This window comes from Aquamicrobium terrae, from assembly GCF_040545735.1.
GTDB lineage: Bacteria > Pseudomonadota > Alphaproteobacteria > Rhizobiales > Rhizobiaceae > Mesorhizobium > Mesorhizobium terrae_A.
Window position 1 is genome coordinate 207610 of sequence record NZ_JBEPML010000003.1, and the last position, 21347, is coordinate 228956.

22 protein-coding genes and 4 pseudogenes are annotated in these 21347 nt (G+C 62.1%); 11 read left to right on the plus strand and 15 right to left on the minus strand.

The genetic code is table 11. The features are described 5' to 3' along the window. Nucleotides 1-106 precede the first annotated feature (106 nt). From ABID37_RS06235 to ABID37_RS06245, 3 genes are read left to right on the plus strand one after another with little or no spacing between them, the layout of a single operon-like run. Nucleotides 107-676 carry a hypothetical protein gene (locus tag ABID37_RS06235; RefSeq protein WP_354193313.1) on the plus strand — a complete coding sequence of 190 codons (570 nt, stop codon included), beginning with the start codon at nucleotides 107-109 and terminating at the stop codon, nucleotides 674-676. A gap of 32 nt (nucleotides 677-708) precedes the next feature. After that, nucleotides 709-1194 (plus strand): hypothetical protein, encoded by a 486-nt coding sequence (locus tag ABID37_RS06240; RefSeq protein WP_354193314.1) that lies wholly within the window; start codon nucleotides 709-711, stop codon nucleotides 1192-1194. Nucleotides 1195-1211: 17 nt separating this feature from the next. Next, nucleotides 1212-1799 (plus strand): hypothetical protein, encoded by a 588-nt coding sequence (locus tag ABID37_RS06245; protein ID WP_354193315.1) that lies wholly within the window; start codon nucleotides 1212-1214, stop codon nucleotides 1797-1799. A 470-nt stretch (nucleotides 1800-2269) separates the two neighbouring features. Here ABID37_RS06245 and ABID37_RS06250 read toward each other — a convergent pair. From ABID37_RS06250 to ABID37_RS06275, 6 genes and pseudogenes are all read right to left on the minus strand, one after another. Continuing rightward, nucleotides 2270-2820 (minus strand): annotated as a pseudogene (locus tag ABID37_RS06250) (transposase domain-containing protein); the annotation flags it as partial. A 45-nt stretch (nucleotides 2821-2865) separates the two neighbouring features. Next, nucleotides 2866-3213 (minus strand): IS66 family insertion sequence element accessory protein TnpB, encoded by a 348-nt coding sequence (gene tnpB / locus ABID37_RS06255; RefSeq protein ID WP_354193316.1) that lies wholly within the window; start codon nucleotides 3211-3213, stop codon nucleotides 2866-2868. Then, nucleotides 3210-3608 (minus strand): IS66-like element accessory protein TnpA, encoded by a 399-nt coding sequence (gene tnpA, locus ABID37_RS06260; RefSeq protein ID WP_354193317.1) that lies wholly within the window; start codon nucleotides 3606-3608, stop codon nucleotides 3210-3212. Before tnpA ends, tnpB begins: the two co-directional genes overlap by 4 nt. A gap of 251 nt (nucleotides 3609-3859) precedes the next feature. Next, nucleotides 3860-4027: pseudogene (locus tag ABID37_RS06265) on the minus strand (LysE family translocator); the annotation flags it as partial. A 124-nt stretch (nucleotides 4028-4151) separates the two neighbouring features. Then, nucleotides 4152-5921 (minus strand): SLC13 family permease, encoded by a 1770-nt coding sequence (locus ABID37_RS06270; RefSeq protein ID WP_354193318.1) that lies wholly within the window; start codon nucleotides 5919-5921, stop codon nucleotides 4152-4154. A 231-nt stretch (nucleotides 5922-6152) separates the two neighbouring features. After that, nucleotides 6153-6335 (minus strand): hypothetical protein, encoded by a 183-nt coding sequence (locus tag ABID37_RS06275; RefSeq protein ID WP_354193319.1) that lies wholly within the window; start codon nucleotides 6333-6335, stop codon nucleotides 6153-6155. A 257-nt stretch (nucleotides 6336-6592) separates the two neighbouring features. Between ABID37_RS06275 and trkA the strand changes: the two genes are divergently transcribed. From trkA to ABID37_RS06305, 6 genes and pseudogenes are all read left to right on the plus strand, one after another. Further along, the gene (gene trkA / locus ABID37_RS06280; RefSeq protein ID WP_354193320.1) at nucleotides 6593-7978 is read left to right on the plus strand and encodes a Trk system potassium transporter TrkA; all 1386 of its coding nucleotides are present in this window, start codon (nucleotides 6593-6595) and stop codon (nucleotides 7976-7978) included. Continuing rightward, nucleotides 7975-9477, plus strand: coding sequence for a TrkH family potassium uptake protein (locus tag ABID37_RS06285; RefSeq protein ID WP_354193321.1), 1503 nt, complete (start codon nucleotides 7975-7977; stop codon nucleotides 9475-9477). Before trkA ends, ABID37_RS06285 begins: the two co-directional genes overlap by 4 nt. 151 nt (nucleotides 9478-9628) lie before the next feature. Then, nucleotides 9629-9823: a hypothetical protein gene (locus ABID37_RS06290; protein WP_354193323.1), complete on the plus strand. Its 195-nt coding sequence runs from the start codon at nucleotides 9629-9631 to the stop codon at nucleotides 9821-9823. 235 nt (nucleotides 9824-10058) lie between these two features. After that, a pseudogene (locus tag ABID37_RS06295) lies at nucleotides 10059-10322 on the plus strand (ATP-binding cassette domain-containing protein); the annotation flags it as partial. A 14-nt stretch (nucleotides 10323-10336) separates the two neighbouring features. Further along, nucleotides 10337-10462 (plus strand): hypothetical protein, encoded by a 126-nt coding sequence (locus ABID37_RS06300; RefSeq protein ID WP_354193325.1) that lies wholly within the window; start codon nucleotides 10337-10339, stop codon nucleotides 10460-10462. A 49-nt stretch (nucleotides 10463-10511) separates the two neighbouring features. Further along, nucleotides 10512-10698 (plus strand): annotated as a pseudogene (locus tag ABID37_RS06305) (IS481 family transposase); the annotation flags it as partial. Nucleotides 10699-10730: 32 nt separating this feature from the next. On the opposite strand, the gene ABID37_RS06310 reads toward ABID37_RS06305, so the two are convergent. From ABID37_RS06310 to ABID37_RS06320, 3 genes are all read right to left on the minus strand, one after another. Next, nucleotides 10731-11375: a DUF924 family protein gene (locus ABID37_RS06310; protein WP_354193326.1), complete on the minus strand. Its 645-nt coding sequence runs from the start codon at nucleotides 11373-11375 to the stop codon at nucleotides 10731-10733. Nucleotides 11376-11464: 89 nt separating this feature from the next. Continuing rightward, entirely contained in the window at nucleotides 11465-13414 is a 1950-nt protein-coding gene (locus ABID37_RS06315; protein ID WP_354193327.1) for a heavy metal translocating P-type ATPase, read from the minus strand. Between the two features lie 80 nt (nucleotides 13415-13494). Then, complete coding sequence (locus tag ABID37_RS06320; RefSeq protein WP_354193328.1) at nucleotides 13495-13716, minus strand: heavy-metal-associated domain-containing protein; 222 nt, start codon at nucleotides 13714-13716, stop codon at nucleotides 13495-13497. Between the two features lie 83 nt (nucleotides 13717-13799). Between ABID37_RS06320 and ABID37_RS06325 the strand changes: the two genes are divergently transcribed. After that, entirely contained in the window at nucleotides 13800-14843 is a 1044-nt protein-coding gene (locus ABID37_RS06325) for a LysR family transcriptional regulator (RefSeq protein ID WP_354193552.1), read from the plus strand. Between the two features lie 83 nt (nucleotides 14844-14926). Then, nucleotides 14927-16873 (plus strand): heavy metal translocating P-type ATPase, encoded by a 1947-nt coding sequence (locus ABID37_RS06330; protein WP_354193553.1) that lies wholly within the window; start codon nucleotides 14927-14929, stop codon nucleotides 16871-16873. Between the two features lie 30 nt (nucleotides 16874-16903). Here the strand turns inward: ABID37_RS06330 and chrA are convergent, their stop codons facing one another. The 6 genes from chrA to ABID37_RS06360 all read right to left on the minus strand — a co-directional run bounded on the left by chrA (nucleotide 16904) and on the right by ABID37_RS06360 (nucleotide 21198). After that, entirely contained in the window at nucleotides 16904-18097 is a 1194-nt protein-coding gene (gene chrA / locus ABID37_RS06335; protein ID WP_354193329.1) for a chromate efflux transporter, read from the minus strand. Nucleotides 18098-18194: 97 nt separating this feature from the next. Then, a complete protein-coding gene (arsB, locus tag ABID37_RS06340; RefSeq protein WP_354193330.1) occupies nucleotides 18195-19250 on the minus strand; it encodes an ACR3 family arsenite efflux transporter in 1056 nt (351 codons plus the stop codon). A 10-nt stretch (nucleotides 19251-19260) separates the two neighbouring features. Then, a complete protein-coding gene (gene arsC, locus ABID37_RS06345; protein WP_354193554.1) occupies nucleotides 19261-19686 on the minus strand; it encodes an arsenate reductase (glutaredoxin) in 426 nt (141 codons plus the stop codon). An 8-nt stretch (nucleotides 19687-19694) separates the two neighbouring features. Continuing rightward, complete coding sequence (locus ABID37_RS06350; RefSeq protein WP_354193331.1) at nucleotides 19695-20237, minus strand: arsenate reductase ArsC; 543 nt, start codon at nucleotides 20235-20237, stop codon at nucleotides 19695-19697. Beyond that, nucleotides 20230-20592 (minus strand): ArsR/SmtB family transcription factor, encoded by a 363-nt coding sequence (locus ABID37_RS06355; RefSeq protein WP_354193332.1) that lies wholly within the window; start codon nucleotides 20590-20592, stop codon nucleotides 20230-20232. The genes ABID37_RS06350 and ABID37_RS06355 overlap by 8 nt, the downstream gene beginning before the upstream one ends. A 267-nt stretch (nucleotides 20593-20859) precedes the next feature. Continuing rightward, a complete protein-coding gene (locus tag ABID37_RS06360; protein WP_354193555.1) occupies nucleotides 20860-21198 on the minus strand; it encodes a hypothetical protein in 339 nt (112 codons plus the stop codon). Nucleotides 21199-21347: the final 149 nt, after the last annotated feature.

The window sequence follows — 21347 nt, forward strand, 5'->3', positions numbered from 1 at the left end:
TCGCCAGTAGTAGGCAGAGGAATAAACGTTGCAGTATCCCTGTGTGGTATTTGGAAATCATTGCGAAGACCAAAATCTCCTTCGTCTCATAAGAGATCTGAAATCAATGAAAATTGAACCATCGGCGAACGTGATTAGTGGAGCCCCGCGGCACGTTGCCGTTGCCACGCTCGCATGTGCGGCGGCGCTGCTCACGTCGCTCGGGGCGGTTCATGCTAGCTATTTCAATCCGACAGCCGTGGCGAACTACCACACGTGGTCAGGTAAATTTGCGATTTCCCAATCGAACGAGGGGCTAAGCCGTTACACCGAGCAGTCCCTTGAGATGGCTAATGCGGGCGAAGCAAACGGTGAAAAGGTTACGTCATCTGCTTCTACCAAATGGGTGGCAACCGATTTCGATGCTGGCACCCGAAAGGAGACTGTAAAGCTTCTTTCCGCTTTCAATCCTCGCAGTCCGCATGCCGACATATCCGTTCCCCTCAACGTGCTGATGCACTCGAATGATGCCGAGCTTCGGAGTATGGCTGCATCACTCCTGTCCCAGCATATCGGCTTTCTCCGTTCACAGGTGCAATCGGGGAGGAAAATATCGCGGGAACTGAAGCGGTATCGTCAGCGCGACCAGCGCCGTCCAGCATGGGACAGAACGCCCCGATCACCTCTCGAGTTCTAGGGTGATCTATTGCCGGCGAAGGGGAACATGACTTGACGCTGAAACTGCCAAGCATAGCTCTACTCGGCGCATGGGCCATGACAACAGGCATCGCATTTGCGGATGACGAGGTGCATGATCCGACACCCGGCGTGCATGCCTTCGCCCCGCATGTGTGGGAGTGGCATTTCCGGCCTGACGGCAATACCGGCATCGACAAGGTCGTGGCGCTTGCCAACAGCGATATCGCCCTCGTTGGTATAACGCGTGACAGCGAAACCTACGCTGACGCCTGGATAGCCCGCCTGACGCCCGAGGGCGAAACCGTCTGGCAGAAAACCTTGTCTTCCCCCGGCTGGCAGGACTTCTGGGACGTGGCGGAAGATGATCTGGGTAACCTCTACGCCGCAGGCTCTGCCAGACACGGCGAAAAGGGTGAAGACGGCTGGCTCGTCAAATTCGATGCTGGCGGCAAAGAGCTCTGGCAGAAATTCTATGGCGGCGCTGGCGACGATGCATTGTCGGCCGAGCGGGAATGATGGACTTGAGATCATCCATGTGCAAAGCGAGTCGCAGGGTCGCCATCGCAATGTCGATGGCTGCCGCATTGCCGTTGTCCATCGCGGCAAAGGCCGAATCTGTGCCGGAGACAGTCGACTTTGCCTGGAGCGCGCAGACGGCGGTGATCGACTTCGCCTCGCCGAACGGTGGGCGGCAATTCGGTGAAATGGTCGAAGCCGCGCACGAAAAAACGATCCTCTATCTCGACTGGACCATGAAGGGCGCAGCCGGATCGGGCCTGTTCGACCAGGTTGGTGAGGACGGCGACGATCGCCCCGTCGCCGACGAGGCGATCTGCGGACATGTCGAGCGCGGCGCCAATCGTCCTGCCGGGTTCGTCGTCTCCGGGAAGCCCGACCCCGAAAACAATCATCTGCTGTTCGAGATGACACTTGATGTTGGCCGTGGCGCGCCTTTCGCCCGCGCACGCTGCGAATATGCGGATGCCGGACAGGCGCTGCGTGTTCGCGGCTTCTTCTATGTCACCAATATCGGGACGGCGACCGCCGATAGGTATGAGTTCCATCCGATTTCGGTGCCGGCCCACGTTGTGCCGGAACGATTTCTGAAAAACCTGAGATAAAGCTGCCCGCAACCGGAAGGTCATCGTTTGTCATTGCGATCGTGCTTCGGGCAGATCGGCACTTCGCGTACCATCCATCTCGACACGGATGTCTTCCGGCACCTCCAGCCGGAGCTTCGGCCCCTTTGCCAAACCTATCCCCTTGGTTGAATCGTTGAACACACATCTATGGTGCGTCGCGAGCGGGCTGCCGAAGCGTCCCCGTTCCAAACCAAACATATCTGAGTCCGGAAATAAGCACCCCCTTCGTTCAAAGGGGTTCCGATGAATCCGGCGCTGCGCCAATCAGCGATCGACGAGCACCGCTTGGGGAAAGCACTGCGACGCGCCAAGCTGAACAGGCGACATCGGCCCAATGCGCACAATATCGTGGCGGCGATGGCTTTTGCGCTCAGCACTAATCGATTCGGTATGGCCTATGTCACGGCGACCGTCACCGTCTGGGACGAGGATGCACGCCGCGCCAACGAGAAGCTGCGGCTGGTCGAGAACGGCGCCGGCGGTTCGGTGATCGCCTCGCAGTCGCTACACGAGAACTTCTCGCGCACCGTTTCGATCACCTTCCAACGCCGCGGGATCACCTCCAGCGTCTCGGTGATGTCCTCACCCAGCTTCGACAGCCTGCCACCGCCACAGCATGGACAACTCGTCGGCGCCTCGATGACACGCGCTCGCGCTCGATATCGTTGGGAAAGGGCTTGCGGACCGGCCGCTTGCGCTGGAAGGAGCGGACGGTCTCCGCCTTCGCCGCCACCTCGTGGGCGGCAAGCTCGTCCTCCGTCGCTGCGGCCTCGAGTTCTTCCAGCTGCAATTCCATCTGGTCGAGCAGGCGTGTCTTTCGTTCCGAACTTGACCCGTAGAGCGTCCGCCCGAGCTTCTCGATCTCCAGCTTGAGGTGGGCGATCAGCGCCGCCTTGCTGGAGCGTTCCGCCTCAGCCTCCATGCGCGCGGCCCGCTCCGCGAGGATCATCGCATGGGCGGCGGCAAGGTCGGAAGGGAGCGATTCAGAAGCGGCGGTCACGCGGATGATGGAATCATATCCACCGTCGCATGCAACCCCAAATCGTCACCCGACGCTTGTCGGACGCCAGGTTTCCTGCGGGTGTCGCCAGTCGATACCTTCGAGCAGATAGCCAAGCTGCGCCGGTGTGATCGTCACTGCGCCGTCGACTGGGCTCGGCCACAGGAATCGGCCCCGCTCCAGCCGTTTCGTGAACAGGCACGCGCCCTGGCCATCGTGCCAGATCACCTTCAAAAGATCGCCCCTGCGGCTCCGAAAGCAGAACAGATGACCGCTCAGCGGATCGTGCTTCAGCACCTCCTGCACCTGCAGCGAAAGAGACGGGAATCCTTTCCGCATGTCGGTGTGCCCGGTCGCCAGCCACACTCGCACACCAGTCGGAATCGGGATCATCGCTGGCGCGCCAGAACATTCAGAGCGCGCGCAAGAACTTTGCCGTCGACCTGATTGTCGACCCGCACGCGACAGCCGTCCGCAAGCTCGATCTCGATCCGGCCCGCACCAGACGCAGGGACACTGGCTATCATGGGCGGCGAAGAACCTTCCGCGACCCCGGGGCCGTCGGCGACTTCGACCGGCAGAAAGGCCGGCGCCCCGCGAGCGCGTCTCACCCCGAAAGCGCGTCGCCAGCGGTACACCAGAGAGCGATCAATATCGTGGCGACGCGCCACCTCGGTAACCGTCACATCGGGATCAAGCGTTTCCGAGACGATCTGCTCCTTCAGCGCGTTCGACCAGTTTCGGCGCCGCTCGGCACCGCTCAAAATCTCCATGCGATGAACGGACACGTAGCTATCCTCGCTGCTTGCATCGTGGCTATGGAATCAACCACAAAAACAGCGCGTCACCGGCTCGCAAACAAGGCGGCCCTCATCGGAGGCGTACAGAAGGTCATCCAGTCTCGCGATTTCAGCGTCACGGTGGAGACGGTCAACGCCGTCGACGCCTGGCTCGGCAGCTTGCCCGGACACGCCTACGCGACGATCCCGCGGTCTTCCTCGGATGCGTACCATCCTGTCACGAAGGCGCCGCCTGCACTCAGGGCAGCCGGACTGGCATAGACGGCATCGGCCCTCGCCGCTCCCAGACCCCCAGCCAGATCCGCCTGAAAGCTCTGCTCGAAAGTACGATTGATACACAGGGCACAAATCGGGCCGAGCGGCGCAGCTATGGCGAGGCCGAGCAGCAGGCTCTTACCGGAAAGCAACCTCCATCAGATCGCCCTTTCCTGCGGAACGACGGGCCTTGGCACAACCGACAACAGACCGATGATCGTTTCGGGTCAGGCAAAAACTTGCCTGCAGTAATCGTATGCGAGAAAGTGGCCGCCGCTACACCGGCCACACCAAAAGGATCATGGGCACGGATACCAGAATGATGATGATCTCCAGTGGCAAGCCCATCCGCCAGTAATCGCCGAACCGGTAGCCGCCCAGGCCCATGATGATCGTGTTATTCTTGTGGCCGATAGGGGTAAGGAAAGCGCAGGACGCGGCCACCGCCACGCCCATCAGGAAAGGATCGGGATTGACACTCATGGAATCTGCTACTCCGACAGCGACAGGTGCTGCGATGAGCGCGGTCGCTACATTGTTGAGAAAGTCCGAGAGCGTCATGGTGACAATCATTACGAGAGCAAGCACGCCCCATATCGGCAGTGCATCCGTCTGCTCGACGATGAAGCCGGCGATGAGGGCCGTACCACCTGTCTCCTCCAATGCGAGCCCAAGAGGTATCAGCGAACCGAGGAGTATAATCACCGGCCATTCCACAGCTTCGTAAACTTCGCTCGGACCGACGATGTTGAAGAAGGCATAGAGCGCAACAGCCGTCGCCAGGGCGATCGTCAACGGCAGCAACCCCATGACCGCAGCTGCCACGGCGACCGCAAAGATTCCGATGGTCGTCAAGGCTTTGCTGCGCTGGATGACGTTATGGCTCTTGTCTGCCAGAGCCATAACGCCCATCCATTCGATGGCGTCTGCCACACGGTTGGCCGGCCCCAGCAGCAACAGCACATCACCTGCGCGGATTGCGGTTTGGCGCACGCGATTGCGTGAGCGGGCGCCCTGCCGCGACAGCCCTAGCAAGGTCACGCCGCGCCTGCCCAGCAGGCGCATGTTGTCGGCGCTGCGTCCCACAGCTCGCGCACCGGCTGGCACAATGGCTTCCACGATGGTCATGGAACGGCTTGTCAAACCGTCCTTCGCGGGGGTGCCGGTAATCTCAAGTTTTGCCTTGCCGGAGAAACCCTCGATGGACCTGGGGTCGCCCTCGAGTACGAGACGATCGCTTCGCATTATGGTCTCGTTGGAGGAAAAACCCGCCAGGCGCTTGCCTCTTCGGACGAGACCGAGAATTGCGACATCATGTTGTTCCGCAATTTCGACGATGTCGCGCGGTGTCTTGCCGACCCATTCGCTGTCTTCAGGAAAGCCTGCCTCCGCGACATAGAGAGCCGATTCCGCTTCTTCCTGCGGCGACACCTGAAGCCTCTTCGGCAGAAATCGCCACCCAATCGTCGCAACGAAGGTGATCCCGGCGATGGCGCAGACGATTCCCACGGGTGCGAAGTCGAACATGGCGAACGGCTCACCAAAAGCGTCGCTGCGATACTGCGCAATCACGATATTCGGCGGCGTTCCGATGAGCGTTATCATTCCCCCCAAAATCGTGGCAAAAGAAAGCGGCATCAGCGACAGAGAAACGGAACGTGCAGCCTTTTTCGCAGTTTCCATGTCCAGCGTCATCAAAATGACGAGGGCTGCGACATTGTTGATGACCGCGGAAAGAGCCGCTCCGACCACGGACATGATGCTGATATGAGCAGGAAGGCTGCGTTGCGCGTTCACGACATATTGCGCGATGAATTCAACGGCTCCCGCGTTGACCATCGCGCGCGAAACCACAAGCACGAGTGCAATGATAACCACGGCCTCGTGTCCGAAGCCGGAGAAGGCATGTTCCGCTGGCACCACCCCGCCCATCACCGCAATAACCAGAGCGGAAAGCGCAACGAGGTCGTAGCGAACCCTGCCCCATACGAGCATGGCGAAGACGCCGCCAAGCAAGATGAAGATGAAAATCTGTTCGTACGTCACAGGCTGTTCCTTAAACAATCAATCACACGGCATATCGCCGGAGTGTACGCGTCAGCGAGTGCGTGAAGGCGGCGACGTGCGACGCACAAAATTGACTCTGATCTATAATTGTTTGCGGCTGGGTGAGGCCGCATATCCTCGGCAGGATGGAATTTACCGCATGAAGGCACGCGAAAAATCGAGATGCGAAAATCGACAATGATAAAATGCGATTTGCTATCTCCGCGCCGCTCAATCCGAGCCGGTCCAGATAGCGACGACGTCCGCCTCCGGTGTATCGGAGGCTTCGCTGCCCGAAATGTCGTGGACTGAGACAGGCTTGTGGTGGACGCTCAACACCGTGAGATAGTGGATCTTGCTGTCATGCTTCACTGCAATCCGGTCGCCCGGCGAAGGAGAGGCGACGAAATTCAAGACACCCCAGTCCTGGGTAGCGCTGTCAACCGACCCTTTCTGGACCAGCAATCTCAAACCAAGCAATTCACCCCTCCCGAGCCAACGCAATTTCAGATTTCTACGATCGCCCCTTGGGACAAGATAACCGAGCGCTGTTTCCGCGACCAGAAAAATCGAAATGCGCAGAATTCCGGTGCCCGATCATCCTACGGTTGGATTCCACGCCAAACAACGCTACTTGACCGGCTTTTGAATGCGGTGGACGGAGGTTGTCCATGAGGGTGATTATTTGCGGCGCCGGGCAGGTCGGCACGACCATCGCCCGCCACCTGGCGACGGAAGGTTTCAACGTTACCGTCATCGACACCGATCCCGAACAGGTTCGCCGGGTCGATGAAAGTCACGACGTGCGCGGTGTGGTCGGATACGCTTCCCATCCCGAGGCGCTTCGTAATGCGAACGCCCAGGATGCGGACATGCTCATAGCTGTCACCCGTTCCGACGAAGTCAACATGGCCGCCTGCCAGATCGCTTACTCTTTATTCGGCGTCAAGCGAAGGATCGCTCGCCTGCGCCACGCTGGATATCTGGCACAGGATAAATCCGGTCTTTACGCTGCCGAACACATGCCGATCGACGTGGTGATTTCCCCCGAAATCGAGATTGCGAAAGGAATTGTGCGCCGTCTCGCCACGCCCGGCGCATTCGATATGGTCCCCATGGCCAATGGCCTCGTTGAACTACTCGGCATCCATGTCGAGGATTCACGTACCCCGATCGTAAAGGAGCGCATCGGAGATCTCGTCAAGGACACCCAGTTTCAGGGAATGTCGATTGTCGCATTGGTCCGCAAGGGGCGGTGTTTCGTCCCAGACAGTCAGGACAGGGTAACTGTCGGCGATGACGTTTATGTGCTCGCCAGACGGGGCCGGGTCGACGAGGTCATCACGGCCTTCGGTCACCGCGAACGGGTCGCGAAGAAGCTGATCATCGTCGGGGCAGGCAATGTCGGTCTAAATCTGGCCAAGACCGTTCGCCGCCGCTCTCCCCTCATCGATATCAAGCTTATCGAGCGAGACGAAGCGCAAGCGGAATACGTTGCAGCCGAACTCGGCAGCGCCGTCGTGGTCCTGCAGGGCGACGGCCTTGATCGCACCCTCCTGGACGAGGCGCAAGCCGCGTCCGCGGACACCCTGGTTGCCGTTACCAACGACGATGAGACCAACATCTTCGCTTCGGTGCTTGCCAGGCAGGCCGGATGCAAGCGTACGATCACGCTCGTCAACAAGCGCTCTTACGAGACAGTTCTACCGGCTTTGGGACTCAATACGGTAGTGAGCCCCAGCGCCGTTACGATTTCGACAGTTCTGCGTCATGTTCGGCACAGCTCTGTCACAGCGCTTTACACGTTGCGTGAGGATTTTGGGGAGGTCGTCGAGGCGGAAATTCCCGAAGGATCCCGATTGCTACGCCGTCCTCTGGGCCAGTTGGGCTTGCCCGTGGGGATGAAGATCGGTGCGGTGATACGCGAACAGAAGGTGGTGTTTCCGCAACCCGAGATGCAATTGCAACCGGGCGATACGGTCATCGCCCTTGTGACCTATAGCTATCTCAAGCTTGCCGAGGCCCTCCTGGGCTCAAGCGGAATTCGCAACAGATGAAGATCGCTGCGAAAAAAGCCTCGCTGCCCCGGCCAATCTCGGCTCAGGGCTTCAAGCCGGTTGCGTATTTCTGCGGCATAGTGCTGCTGGCAACTGCGACGATGATGGCGTTCCCTATGCTTGCCGATCTCTATTTTGGCAATGAGGACTGGAAAGCGTTCGCATTCGCAGGTGTCCTGACCTTCATTCCGGGTATGTCACTGGTTTACTTCACGAAAGGCTCCCTTAAGGCAGGGTTGGGTCTGAGGCAGGCATTCCTGCTGACGCCACTCAGCTGGTTGGCGGTGTCCATATTCAGCGCCATTCCGTTCTACCTGTCCGACTATGGCATCGTACGCGGCAGTCTGGCGGATTCTTTTTTTGAAGCCGTTTCAGGCATCACTACGACCGGGGCGACGGTCATCTCGGGGCTGAATGCTGCTCCTCCGGGGATGTTGTTGTGGCGCGCTCTGCTTCAATGGATGGGCGGGATAGGCATCATCGCAACGGCGATAGCAATTCTGCCGGCGCTGGGTATCGGCGGAATGCAACTGTTCAGGACTGAATCATCGGATCGTTCCGAAAAAGCCATGCCCCGTGTGCGCCAGATCGCGGCAACGCTCGGAAAAACCTATCTCGGCCTTACCGTTCTGGCTGTCCTGGTCTACTGGGCGACGGGGATGCGGATCTTCGATGCAATCGCCCATGCCATGACCTCGATCGCCACGGGCGGCTATTCGACGTCTGACGCCTCTTTCGGGCAATGGGAGAGTAACGGAATACAGTGGTTCGCAACCTTGTTCATGCTGTCCGGAACGATCCCGTTCGTGCTCTACGTACGCTTCATCGCGGGAGACCGACGCGCCTTCCTGGACCGGCAGATCAGGACCCTGGCGGTCTTTCTGGCGGTCACGATCACGCTGATCGCCGGATGGCTTTTCAGCTCTGGCACTTATGCACTCGAGCCCGCCTTCCGCCACGCCGCGTTCAATGTGGTGTCGGTCGTGACGACGACGGGCTATGCTACGACCGACTACACCTTGTGGGGAAATGCCCTTGTCGGTGTCTTCTTCGGGCTTACCTTTGTGGGCGGATGTACCGGCTCGACATCGGGCGGGATAAAGATTTTCAGGTTCGAAGTGCTGGCGATCATGCTGAAGGCGCACTTCATGCGCCTGATTTATCCGCGCGGGGTCTTCCCGCGCTATTACGGGGATCGCAAGCTCGATGACGATGTCGTCGGCTCCGTCGTCGCCTTCTTCGCAGTTTTCTTCCTCGCCTATTCCGCGTTGACCGTCGGCCTGATGGGGTTCGGCCTCGACTTTCTGACAAGCGCCAGCGGGGCGGCAACCGCGGTCGCCAATGTTGGCCCAGGCCTCGGGGATACGATCGGCCCGGCTGGTAATTTCGGTTCGTTGCCGGATGGAGCGAAATGGCTGCTTTCGCTCGGCATGCTGCTCGGAAGACTGGAGCTCTTCACGGTGCTCATCCTGTTTGTTCCGCGGTTTTGGCGTGGGTAGAAAAATCACGATTCGTTCGAACCCTGGAGATTGCCTGGCCCAGCCGGCGACGAAAATATCCTCTCTTGAACATCCTCCACGAGGCAATATGCTCCGGTAGCTCCAATATCTTGAATGGGGCTGAAAGTTGCATTTTGTTAGCGAGACTTCGATGCTTCACAAGAGCGCTCCGGAGCTTTTCATCAGCGATCAGCCGTCCCCATGGAAGATTACATTCCGCGTCATCTTGCTGATGATCATGCTCCTTGCATCCGTCTGGTGGGTCAAAAGCTATCAGCAGGCTGCGGACGAGAACATCCAGGATGGGAACGAGGACAAGCAGGTGTCAGATGAACAACGGTCGTAATTGGAGAGAATACCCTTTCCCGGTCTGGGCATTGATGCTGTTTCTGATCGTTTTTGTTTCGGGAGTGTCCTGGTTCGCGGTTTGAAATCCAAAAGAATCCACCCGCGGCGGGAAAAGCACTACGCGGCATTGTCATGCCCAGTCGGCGACAGGCTGTCACAGCTCCGACCAACGCCGATCTCATCGTCATGTTAGTTGGTCTCGACGCCGGGGCCTAGAAGTCGGTCGGCGTGCTGCGGCCAAGCCGGCGCTGCTGTCGGGCGGCGAGGCGCAGCGCGTGGCCATTGCGGGGGCGCTGGCCAACCATCCCCGCATCATTCTGGCCGACGAACCGACCGCTGCGCTCGACAGTAAGCGCGCCGGGCTGGTGATGGACCTTCTGCGCAAGCTTGCCCTCGAGCAGGAAGTCTGCATCGTCACCGTCACCCATGACGAAAAGATTTTCGACCGGTTTGACCGCCCGATCCACCTGCGCGACGGCAGGCTGGCCGACGCATGACACCGGAGGCGGTCATGACCGCAAGATCACTTTCCCATTCCATCGTCGCTGGCGTGGCGGCCGTGTTTGGCTTGGTTACCGGCATTTCGGGCGGCTGCGCGCTTTTCGGCGAGGCCGACACGAGCGCGGTGGTTGTTTGATCCCGAGTTTTGATGGTGCATTGTTTTCTCAATCTTGGAGCGATGCGCTATGGGACAAATTCTACACGGCACGCCACGACGACAGAGGCAGCCCGTCGAGCGATACAAAATAGTGAGAGAGCCTGAGGACGCTGGCGAAGCGTTACGGGATCGACCAGAAGACGGTTGCAAAATGGAAGAATCGGACCTCGGTAGCCGATCTTCCAACAGGGCGGCCGAAGGAGTCGCGCTTTACCGGCCAGTTCTGGCCAGCGACCGATATTGAACGTCAGCCCTGAAACGCTCTTTGGTGAGGAAAGTCCCCCGCCGCGATATAGCTTTCCTCCTCCGGTGCCGATTGCCGGCCGAGGACCTGATTGCGGTGCGGGTGGCGGCCGAAGGCGGCGATGATCTTGCGCACATCACCAGCCTGTTTCACCAGTGACCGATAGATTGGTTGAAGTGGGACAGGCGCTTGCAAAGCGATTTCCTCGCGCAGGCTGATGAGCAGGTCGATGCGTTGGAGGTGATCTGCGCCTTCGCAATGGCCAAAGGGCTGGCTGTAGACGATCCTGAACCACGGTGTCTTCAAGGACTCGTAGTGACCATTCGACAAACCTACTATCGCCAGCGACAGCGCGGCGGGGTCCTGCGCGAAGGCGCGTGGTGTGCCACGCCAGAGCGAACGCGAGAACTGGTCAAGCACGACGATGAGCGCCAGCCTGCCTTCGGGATCAACGGCCCAAGCGTCAAGTTCGCCTGAAGCTGCACCCCTCGTGAGATCGGCGAAGCGTTCGACGATCACGGTGTCGGCTCCGCCATGCAACCGCCATGACCAATGATCGCGATGCGGTTCTGCTTCCACGTCCAGCGAGCAGCCTTCGGGAAACCAGAAGTCGAGGATGTTGGCCCATGGGGTGGTTGCGGCAGTCATGTCGGTCCTTTCCCGCGCGCGATGAGACCGCTTCCACTGGGTAAAAACAAGAGACCCGCGCATTCGAGCAGGGTCTCCGGGAGGTCGCCTCAGCTTTGTGCAGCGACAGTCGCCTGCCGGGCGGCAATCGCTTTGGAAGCCTTGCCGGCGGTTGCAGCGATCTTAGGTACACGAAGCAGCCGCATGCCATTGGCGATGACGATCAGCACCGAAAGCTGATGGATCAACATACCGCCGGCCATATGGACATTGCCGGAAAACACCCCGGCCAAGAGGCCCGCCACCGTCACCAGCGCGATGACGAGGTTCTGGCGCATATTGTCCAGCGTCGCGCGCGAGATCGCCATCGCCTCGGGGATCCTGCCGAGATCGTCCTTTAGCAGCGCGATGTCGGCGGTCTCGATGGCGACGTCGCTGCCGGCCGTGCCCATGGCGATCGAAGTATCGGCGGCCGCAAGAGCGGGGGCATCGTTGATGCCGTCGCCGACCATTGCGACATGCGCGCCATAGGCCTTCATCTGCCGGATCAGATCCAGCTTGTCCTCGGGCATCAGACCGGCATGGACCTCTTCGATCCCAATCTCGCGGGCGACCGCATCGGCCGCGCCGCGCTGATCGCCGGTCAGCATCACGACACGACTGATGCCGACGCCGCGCAGCCGGGCGATGGCTTCCTTTGCCCCCTCCCGAACCATGTCGGACAGGCCCAGCAGCCCGATCAGCCGACCGTCGCCTGCGACCAGCACCGGCGTCTGGCCACCGGCGAGCAAGTGTTCCAGGGCGGCCTCGCCTTCCGTCTCGAGTTTGATGCCAAGGGTATCCATCAGGCGGCGGTTGCCGGCGGCGATCATGCGAGCGTCGATGCGGGCGCTGAGCCCCATGCCGGCGTGCTCTTGCAATGCCTCGGGCGTCGGCAGCGGTCCCTGTTGGCGTGCGGCCTCAACGATGGGGCGGCCAAGCGGGTGGGTCGAGCCGGCTTCGACGGCGCCGGTCAGGCGCAGGAGTTCGGCTTCGGAAATGCCACCGAGCGCGATGATGGAGGCGAGTTGCGGCTTGCCTTCTGTCAATGTGCCGGTCTTGTCGAGCGCCAGCGTGTCGATGCGGCCGGCGCTTTCCAGATGCTGGCCGCCCTTGATGAGGATGCCGCTACGTGCCGCGCGGCCGATGCCGGCGACGATGGAAACCGGCGTTGAGATGACCAGTGCGCCGGGGCAACCGACGACAAGCAGCGTCAGCGTCAGACGGACGTCCTGCGTCACTGCATATGTGCTGACGGCAAGCAGAATGATCGAGGGCGTATACCATTGCGCGAAGCGCTCAATCATGCGCTGGCTCGGTGCCTTTTCCTCCTGCGCTTCCTCGACGCGCTGAATGATGCGCGCCAGCGTGGTGTCGGCGCCGATGCCGGTGGCGCGGATCCGCAGCAGGCCGTTTTCAGCGATGGTGCCAGCGTGAACGCGAGCGCCGGGCGCCTTTTCGGCCGGCATCGGCTCGCCGGTGATTGCGGCCTCGCTGACTGCCCCGGCGCCTTCGGTAACCTCACCATCGACCGGAATGCGCTGCCCAGCTCTCACCAACACGATCTCACCGAGCTGGACCATATGCGCGGGCACCTCGATGGGCTCGCCAGCGCGCAGCACGGTCGCCGTGGCGGGAGCGGCATCAAGCAGGGCCTTGAGCGCGCCACGGGTCTGCCCCATGGTGCGCGCCTCCAGCCAGCCGCCGAACATGAAGAGGAAAGTGACGGCCGCCGATTCCCAGACCTCGCCGATGAACAGCGCGCCGACCGCCGCGATGGTGACGAGCAGTTCGATGCTGAAATGTTTGACGCGCAGCGAGCGCCAGGCGCGGATAGCGATGTCGGAACCGGCAAGAAAAGCGGCCGCGACCATCACCATCGCCCATAGCTCGATCATGCCGAAGCCGTAACGCGCCAATAGGCCGGCTGCGATCAATCCGCCGCTGCCGACCGTCAGCCAGAAGCGCCGCCGCGCTGGATGCGCGATGGCGCTTCTGATACCGGTGACGAGATTGATCATCTCTTCCTCCTTTCATCTTCATGTCTGGAAATGGACCTGCCGCGCTGGGCTGCAGCGCGACGGAGCGAGCGGAGCGTCAGTCAGAAGGCGGCAAGCCGCGCTTCATAGCCGGTCCCGCGCACCGCCTCGACCAGCGCCTCGACACTCGACTGCGCTGGATCGTGCTCGATCTCGATCTTGCCGGTGTTGAAGCGCACTTCCGCCTTTTCGACGCCCGGCAACGCGTTCAGCGCCTTCTCGATCTTCGGCACGCAAGAGGGGCAGGAAAGTTCGTCGCTGCGAAGAATGGTCTTCTGGGTCATGATCGTTCTCCTTTCGAGTGTGAGCCGGGGATGGCCCCTTGCCTCAAAGCTCATCTATGACCTTAGGAACCGCGCTACGATTGGTGAAGCAGGCAAGCTGCCTTTGCAAAAATGCACAGACGCAAACCTTGGCTGCGCATAACGGAGGGGCTTATATTGTCAGTATCCGTCATGGCCGGTTGAAGGTTTGGGAATTTCTTTGCGTGAACGCACAGGTCGAAAATTGGGACGATTTGCGCCTTTTCCTTGCTGTGGCGCGGTCGGGAACGCTTTCCGGCGCGGCGCGGGTGCTTGGCGTCAACCATTCGACGGTGTTCCGACGCATCGGGTCGTTCGAGGAAGCATTGGGGGTGCGCCTGTTCGAGCGTCTGCCAAACGGCTATCTGCTGACCCCTGCCGGCGAGGAGATGCATCAAGGCGCATTGCGGGTCGAGGAAGAGATTGCGGGCCTGAGCCGCAAGGTCACCGGACAGGATTTGCGGCTGAGCGGCACGGTGCGCGTCACCACCATCGACATGCTCGCCTTCGGCCTTCTGCCGCGCCACCTCGCGAGTTTCCGCATGGCTTATCCGGGCATCGAAATCGAACTGGTCGTAGGCAACGCCACGCTAAACCTGAACCGGCGTGAGGCGGACGTGGCGCTGCGCGTCGGCAATGACCCGCCGGAAAGCCTTGTCGGCCGCCGCGTCGGCCAGCTGGTTTTTGCCGCCTATGGCAGCGCGGATTATTGCAGAAGGAATACCGAGCCAGATCTTGCGCACCACGACTGGATCGGCTTCGACGCCGAACATGCCGCACTTGTCCGGCGTTTCTCAGACTTTCTGCCTGACGTCACGCCGATCCTGCGCGCCAATTCCGTTGCGGCCGCGCTCGCTGCCGCCAAGGCAGGTATCGGCCTTGCGTCGCTACCTTGCGGCATTGCCGACCTTGAGCCCGATCTGGTGCGCGTCGCAACTCTGCCGGGCGATTTCACCCTCGATCTGTGGCTTTTGACCCATGAGGACCTACGCAGGACGGCGCGCATCCGGGCATTTCTCGATTTTCTGACGGACGCGCTGCTGAACGAAGCACCGCTGCTGGAGGGAAGGCTTCGGGATGTTGGCGCCGAAGTCATGCCCGCAACGTGACCCATTTGCGAGAATGACCCGAAGGCGGCAAGGAGACGGTATTGAAGACCCTGTTCGACATCGATCATTCGACCATCCTGACGATGCTGAGCTGCATCGGGATGGTGCTGGCAGCTCTCGCGCTGTGGCCTCTCGAGGGCGATGCCGTCGGTCTTGCCTCCTTCGTGGGCCTTTTCCTCGTCTATCTGGCCGGCGGCCTGCCGGCGGGCTGGCGGGCCGCCGTCACCTTGTGGCAGGAACGCATCCTCGACATCGATCTTCTGATGGTCGTTGCGGCAATCGCGGCAGCGGTGGTCGGCGCGCCGTTCGAAGGTGCGGTGCTGCTGACGCTGTTCAGCATCTCGACCACGCTGGAAGAACGAGCGCTGGGCCGCGCCCGCCGGGCTATCGAGGCGTTGATGGGGCTGCGCCCGGAGACGGCGTTGCGGAAGGAGCCGGACGGAACGGTCGCGGAAATTCCGGCTGCGGACCTCAAGGTGGACGATGTCGTCATACTGCGCCCCGGCGCGCGCGTACCGGCGGATGCAATGATCGTCAGTGGTCATAGCTCTCTCGATGAGGCCAACATCACCGGCGAATCCATGCCGGTCAATAAAGAGCCGGGCGCGCCGGTTTTCGAAGCGACGGTCAATATCGACGGCGTGCTTGAGGCGAAGGTGACCAAGACGATCGCCGAAAGCACTGTGGCGCGGATGATTGCGCTGGTCACCGAGGCGCAGGCAGCCAAGGCACCATCCGAGCGGTTCAGCGCCTGGTTCGGACAACGCTACACGGTCGCGGTGATGGCGGGGGCGGTGCTGGCCTTTGCTGCCTTTTGCTGGCTGGGACGCGGCTGGGAAGAAGCGCTCTACCGCTCGGCGACGCTGCTGGTGGCGGCAAGCCCCTGCGCAATCGTCATTTCCGTGCCCGCCGCGATGCTGTCGGCTCTATCGGCGGCCGCGCGCGGCGGCGTGCTGTTCAAGGGCGGAGCCGCGCTAGAAACGCTTGCCGATATCAACGCATTCGCTTTCGACAAGACCGGCACGCTAACGACCGGCAAGGCGTCGGTGACGCAAATCGTGGTGCTCGATGGCGACGAGCGGGGCTTTCTGTCGCTGCTTGCCGGGCTCGAGGCCCAATCCGAGCATCACAGCGCGGCGGCGATCCGCCATGAGGCCGCCCGGCATGGCGTCGTGCCCGTCGAGGCAAGCAATGTCACGACGCGGCCAAGCGCGGGGATCGTCGGCAGCGATGGCGACGGCGAGCTTTGGGCCGGCAACCCGCGCCTGGCCGCCCAGATGGGTGCGTCCATTGACCATCCGGCGCTACTGGCGTTGGCAGCGGATGCGCAGACCGTCATCTATGTCGGCCGCAATTCGCGCGCGCTGGGCGCGGTCACCGTTGCGGATACGACGCGCCCGACCTCCAGGCCTGCCCTTGCCGCGCTGCGAAAGGGCGGGGTCGAAAAAATCGTCATGATGACAGGCGACCGCCTGCCGGTGGCATTGCGGATCGGCGAGGAACTCGGGCTTAAACGTGAGGATATCCACGCCGACATGCTGCCCGAAGACAAGGTCGCGATGGTGAGCGAGCTTGCCGGGATGGGGCGCGTGGCGTTCGTCGGTGATGGCGTCAACGATGCGGCCGCCCTTGCGCGCGCTGATGTCGGCATTGCCATGGGGGCCGCGGGATCGGACGTCGCGCTTCAGGCCGCCGATGTGGCGCTGCTTTCGGAAGACATGAGCAGGCTCGCCGACGCCCATCGGCTGGCGCGCCGGACAGCGACGATCATCCGCCAGAACCTGACCTTCGCCATGAGTGCCATGGCGGCGCTCGTCATTGGCGGCCTGTTCTTCGAACTGCCGCTGCCGCTGGCGGTCATCGGCCATGAAGGCGGCACGGTACTGGTGGTGCTGAACGGCCTGCGGCTCCTCAGGGATCCTGTTCGTGGCAAGGAAAGGGCGGCCGCGCCACCGACCAGCGGTCTGGTCGTCGGCCAACCGGTCCCGCGCCACCCCTATCGCAGGAAGGTGGCGCGGCGTGCAGCATGAATGGTGGCGGCGGTGGCCGTATGAATGCGCCTACGCCGCCCAGCCCAGCGCCGCCCCGCCGGCCGCCGCGATCAGGACGACGATCCATGGCGGGGCTTTCCACGCGATCAGCGCAACGAAACAGGCCAGCGCCAGCGCGAAGTCCGGCATTCCGCCGATGGCGCTGGTGAAGACCGGCGAATAGAGCGCCGCGCCCAGAATGCCCACCACCGCCGCGTTGGCCCCCTGCATGGCCGACTGCGCCCGTGCCTGCCGCCGGAACCGGTCCCAGAACGGCAATGCGCCGGTCAGGATCAGGAACCCCGGCAGAAACAGCGCCGGAAGCGCGATGGCGGCTCCCGCGACGCCGTTCGGTTCGGGGCCCATCACTGCGCCCAGCCAGGCGGCGAAGGTGAATAGCGGGCCCGGCACGGCCTGCGCCAAGCCGTAGCCCGCCAGAAACGCATCTTCCGAAACCAGGCCGGCCGTCTCCGCCTGCAACAGCGGCAGCACGACATGGCCACCGCCGAAGACCAGAGAGCCGGCGCGGTAGAAGCTGTCGGCAAGCGCGAAGCCCTGCCCCAGCCCGGCCAGAACCGGCAGGCCGGCCAGCAGCAGGGCGAACAGCGCCAGCGCCGCGACGCCGACCCGCCGCGACACCGGCACCGGCAGGTGCGCGCCGGTCGTGGCGATGCCCTTGCCGAGCGCGAGCCCGGCGACGGCTCCCAGAAGGATCGCGCCCATCATGCCGACGGCGCCCGGCGCGAACGTCAGCAGGATAACGGCCGCCACCGCGATCGCCGCGCGTTCCCTGTCGGGGCAGAGGCTGCGCGCCATCCCCCACACGGCCTGCGCCACGATGGCGACGGCGACGATCTTCAGCCCGTGCAGGACGCCGAGGCCCACGGCGCTTTCGATCCGGGCCGCCGTCAGGGCCAGCGCGAGCAGGATCAGCGCGGAGGGCAGGGTGAAGGCGAGGAAGGCCGCGAGCGCGCCGCCCCAGCCCGCCCGCATCAGGCCGAGCGCGAAGCCGGCCTGGCTGGAGGCCGGTCCGGGCAGGAACTGGCACAGTGCTACCAGATCGGCATAGGCGCTCTCGCTCAGCCATTTGCGACGCGTCACCAGCTCGTCGCGAAAATAGCCGAGATGCGCGATGGGGCCGCCGAACGAGGTGAGGCCGAGCTTGAGGAAGACGCCGAAGACTTCCGAAGCACTGCTCTGTGTCTGCTGCGGGCTATAATCCATTCGAGAAAGCTCTTCGTCTCTGATCATCGTGCGCTGGTTGGCAGACAATGGAAACGAACGCATGACGGTTCATGCCGCAGCCGACAGGTTCGCTGCATCAGCGGTTCGCTTCGGCGACAGGCGAGACCCGTGCCCCGCGCTCGTACCAGTCTTTCGAGCGGTTCACGATCCAGACGACAGAGAGCATGACGGGAACTTCGATCAGTACGCCGACCACGGTGGCCAGCGCCGCGCCCGAATGGAAGCCGAACAGGCTGATGGCGGCGGCGACGGCCAGTTCGAAGAAATTGGACGCGCCGATCAGTGCCGAGGGACCGGCGACGCAATGCTGTTCGCCGCTGATGCGGTTGAGCAGATAGGCAAGGCCGGAGTTGAAATAGACCTGGATCAGGATCGGCACCGCCAGCAGGGCGATGATCGTCGGCTGGGCGATGATCTGTTCGCCCTGAAATCCGAACAGCAGGACAAGCGTTGTCAGCAGTGCGACCAGCGAGACGGGACCCAGTTTCGCAAGCAGCCGGTCGAGCGCGGGCTGCCCGCCTTTTGCCAGCAGGCGGTGCCGCAGGACCTGCGCGACGATGACCGGGATGACGATATAGAGCACGACCGAAAGGAGAAGCGTGTCCCACGGCACGGTGATGGCCGACAGACCAAGCAGCAGGCCGACGATGGGCGCGAAGGCGATGACCATGATGGCGTCGTTGAGCGCGACCTGCGACAGGGTGAAATGCGGCTCGCCCTTCGTCAGGTTCGACCAGACGAACACCATCGCCGTGCAGGGCGCGGCGGCAAGGATGATCAGGCCGGCGATATAGCTGTCCACCTGCCCCAACGGCAGGTAGGGACGGAACAGCCAGCCGATGAACAGCCACGCCAGCAGCGCCATCGAGAAGGGCTTGATCGCCCAGTTGATGAACAAGGTCACGCCGATGCCGCGCCAGTGACGGCCGACTTCGCCGAGCGCGGCGAAGTCGATCCTGAGCAACATCGGGATGACCATCAGCCAGATCAGCACCGCCACCGGCAGATTGACCTTGGCGATTTCTACCGCGCCGATAGCCTGAAACATGCCGGGCATCGCATGGCCGAGCGCGATGCCGGCGACAATGCAAAGCCCGACCCAAAGTGACAGATACCGTTCGAATGTGGACATGAGTTTTTCCCTACGCAGTCGCCGCGCGGCGGCCGTGCCCGTCGATGACGCGCTCCCCGTCTTCCTTGATGAATTCGCCCTGCTGCGCCGGCAGCAGATCGAGCACCTCTTCGGAAGGACGGCAAAGCCGGATGCCTTTGGGGCTGACGACGATCGGCCGGTTGATGAGGATCGGATGCGCCATCATCGCGTCGAGCAGTTGCGCATCGCCCAGGGCTGGATCCCCGAGACCGAGTTCGGCGTAAGGCGCGCCCTTCTCGCGCAGCAGGGCACGGACCGAAATGCCCATGCGGGCGATCAAATTCTCCAGCATCGCCCTTGAAGGCGGCGTCTTCAGATACTCGACGACATGCGGCTCGACACCCGCATTGCGGATCATCGCCAGCGTGTTGCGCGAGGTGCCGCAATCGGGATTGTGGTAGATGACGACGTCCATGATCGGCTTCATGCCGCGCTGTCGCGAGGCGAGGTCGCGCCGTCTGACCGCCCGATCTCCACGAGCTTCGCGCACAGGGATGACCTGTCGAGACTGTCGACCGGCAGGGCTGCGAAAGCAAAAATGCGGTTCCTCAGGTGACGGAACGCGGTGACGAAAGCGGTCTCCCTGTGGATGTCGAGCACCCCTTTGGTGGCCGGATCCTCGATGCCCCAATGCGCTGTCATCGGCTGGCCGGGCCAGACCGGGCAGGTTTCGCCGGCCGCGTTGTCGCAAACCGTGAAGACGAAATCCATGACCGGCGCGCCGGGCGCGGCGAACTCGTCCCAGCTCTTCGAACGCAGGCCGGCGGCGGGGTAGTCATAACTCTCCAGCACCTTCAGTGCCATGGGATCGACGTCACCCTTCGGCTGGCTGCCCGCGGAGAAGGCCCGGAACCGCCCGGCGCCATCCTTGTTCAGGATACTCTCGGCCAGGATCGAGCGCGCCGAATTGCCGGTGCACAGGAACAGGACGTTGAAAATGCGACCGGATGAAGCCGTATCACACATGGACGGCGCCTTTCGCGGGTTCGCAGCAGGAGGAAAGGGCGGCGACGGCCGGGCTGCACACTTCCGGGTGCCCCTGGCAGCAGTCGCGCATGAGGAATTCAACGAGGCCGGCAAGCGCCGGCAAGGCCGCGCTATAGATGATGGAGCGCCCCTCGCGCCGGGATTCCACCAGACCGGCCTGCTCCAGATGGCTGAGGTGAAACGACATTCGCGAGGAGGCCGCGCCATCCATCGCCTCGCCGATCGCGCCGGCCGCCAATCCTTGCGGGCCGGTTGTCACCAGCAGCCGGACAATGCGTAACCGGGTTTCCTGCGATAGCGCCGCGAAAGCGCCAAGTGCCTGCTTCTCGTTCATAATTACCCCAATTATTCAAGAGTTATTGAATTATAGGTCGCCAGCGCCACAAGCGCCAGTACCTGCAGCGCGGTTTTTGCTCGCTTGCACTCGATCGCTCTATGCGGAGCAACCGCTGGGCTGAGCGGATAGTCCGCTCAATGCGGGCGCTGTCGTGCTCGGCTGTTTTCTGGCAAGCCGATTGACGTCGATACGTCGACGCTCGACAAGCACGTAAAACAACGCGATGTATCAGTGCTGGGTGACATTTGAGTGCCCTGGTGCGGCTCATGCCATATAATGGGACCCAGTCTTCGAAGCCGCACCTTGCGAACTGGAACTCGAAATGCGGTTGATCAAACTCAATTCCAATTCCGTTCCCGGAATAATGGCCTGACGGTGGATGTCGAGACCCCGACGCCTTCGCGGCGTATCAGCCAGGCGAGTTCTTCTTGCCCCACATCGGATTGTCTGCGCGCACTTCCTCGACGGCTCGTGCCAGCGCCGGCATCCATTGCGCTTGCGCACCCAGCGCGGCCGACGCGACATGGGCTCGGGCCGCCTCACCCAGCGGTAGAGGGTCGCCGGCGAGACGCCGACCGCTTGTGCCGCCTCGTCGGCCGACAGACCGGCAGAACGCGCCCGTCGCCGAGAATCGAGGCCTCATTCGAAGGAGATTTCGCCGTGATCAATGCCGCCAGCGACACCGCTCAGTGGGACACTATCCCAAAAGGCCTGCATCGGAGGTTCTCCGTGGCTTGAAATGTCGCAGCTCC

Bases quoted from the DNA above. Each gene is read 5' to 3' on its own strand.
- ABID37_RS06315 (WP_354193327.1), bottom strand. From the start codon at position 13,414: ATGATCAATCTCGTCACCGGTATCAGAAGCGCCATCGCGCATCCAGCG.
- arsC (WP_354193554.1), bottom strand. From the start codon at position 19,686: ATGGACGTCGTCATCTACCACAATCCCGATTGCGGCACCTCGCGCAAC.
- ABID37_RS06320 (WP_354193328.1), bottom strand. From the start codon at position 13,716: ATGACCCAGAAGACCATTCTTCGCAGCGACGAACTTTCCTGCCCCTCT.
- arsB (WP_354193330.1), bottom strand. From the start codon at position 19,250: ATGTCCACATTCGAACGGTATCTGTCACTTTGGGTCGGGCTTTGCATT.
- ABID37_RS06355 (WP_354193332.1), bottom strand. From the start codon at position 20,592: ATGAACGAGAAGCAGGCACTTGGCGCTTTCGCGGCGCTATCGCAGGAA.
- ABID37_RS06285 (WP_354193321.1), top strand. From the start codon at position 7,975: ATGAAGATCGCTGCGAAAAAAGCCTCGCTGCCCCGGCCAATCTCGGCT.
- ABID37_RS06245 (WP_354193315.1), top strand. From the start codon at position 1,212: ATGTGCAAAGCGAGTCGCAGGGTCGCCATCGCAATGTCGATGGCTGCC.
- ABID37_RS06235 (WP_354193313.1), top strand. From the start codon at position 107: ATGAAAATTGAACCATCGGCGAACGTGATTAGTGGAGCCCCGCGGCAC.
- ABID37_RS06290 (WP_354193323.1), top strand. From the start codon at position 9,629: ATGCTTCACAAGAGCGCTCCGGAGCTTTTCATCAGCGATCAGCCGTCC.
- ABID37_RS06300 (WP_354193325.1), top strand. From the start codon at position 10,337: ATGACCGCAAGATCACTTTCCCATTCCATCGTCGCTGGCGTGGCGGCC.
- ABID37_RS06310 (WP_354193326.1), bottom strand. From the start codon at position 11,375: ATGACTGCCGCAACCACCCCATGGGCCAACATCCTCGACTTCTGGTTT.
- tnpB (WP_354193316.1), bottom strand. From the start codon at position 3,213: ATGATCCCGATTCCGACTGGTGTGCGAGTGTGGCTGGCGACCGGGCAC.
- ABID37_RS06330 (WP_354193553.1), top strand. From the start codon at position 14,927: ATGCTGAGCTGCATCGGGATGGTGCTGGCAGCTCTCGCGCTGTGGCCT.
- trkA (WP_354193320.1), top strand. From the start codon at position 6,593: ATGAGGGTGATTATTTGCGGCGCCGGGCAGGTCGGCACGACCATCGCC.
- chrA (WP_354193329.1), bottom strand. From the start codon at position 18,097: ATGGATTATAGCCCGCAGCAGACACAGAGCAGTGCTTCGGAAGTCTTC.
- ABID37_RS06350 (WP_354193331.1), bottom strand. From the start codon at position 20,237: ATGTGTGATACGGCTTCATCCGGTCGCATTTTCAACGTCCTGTTCCTG.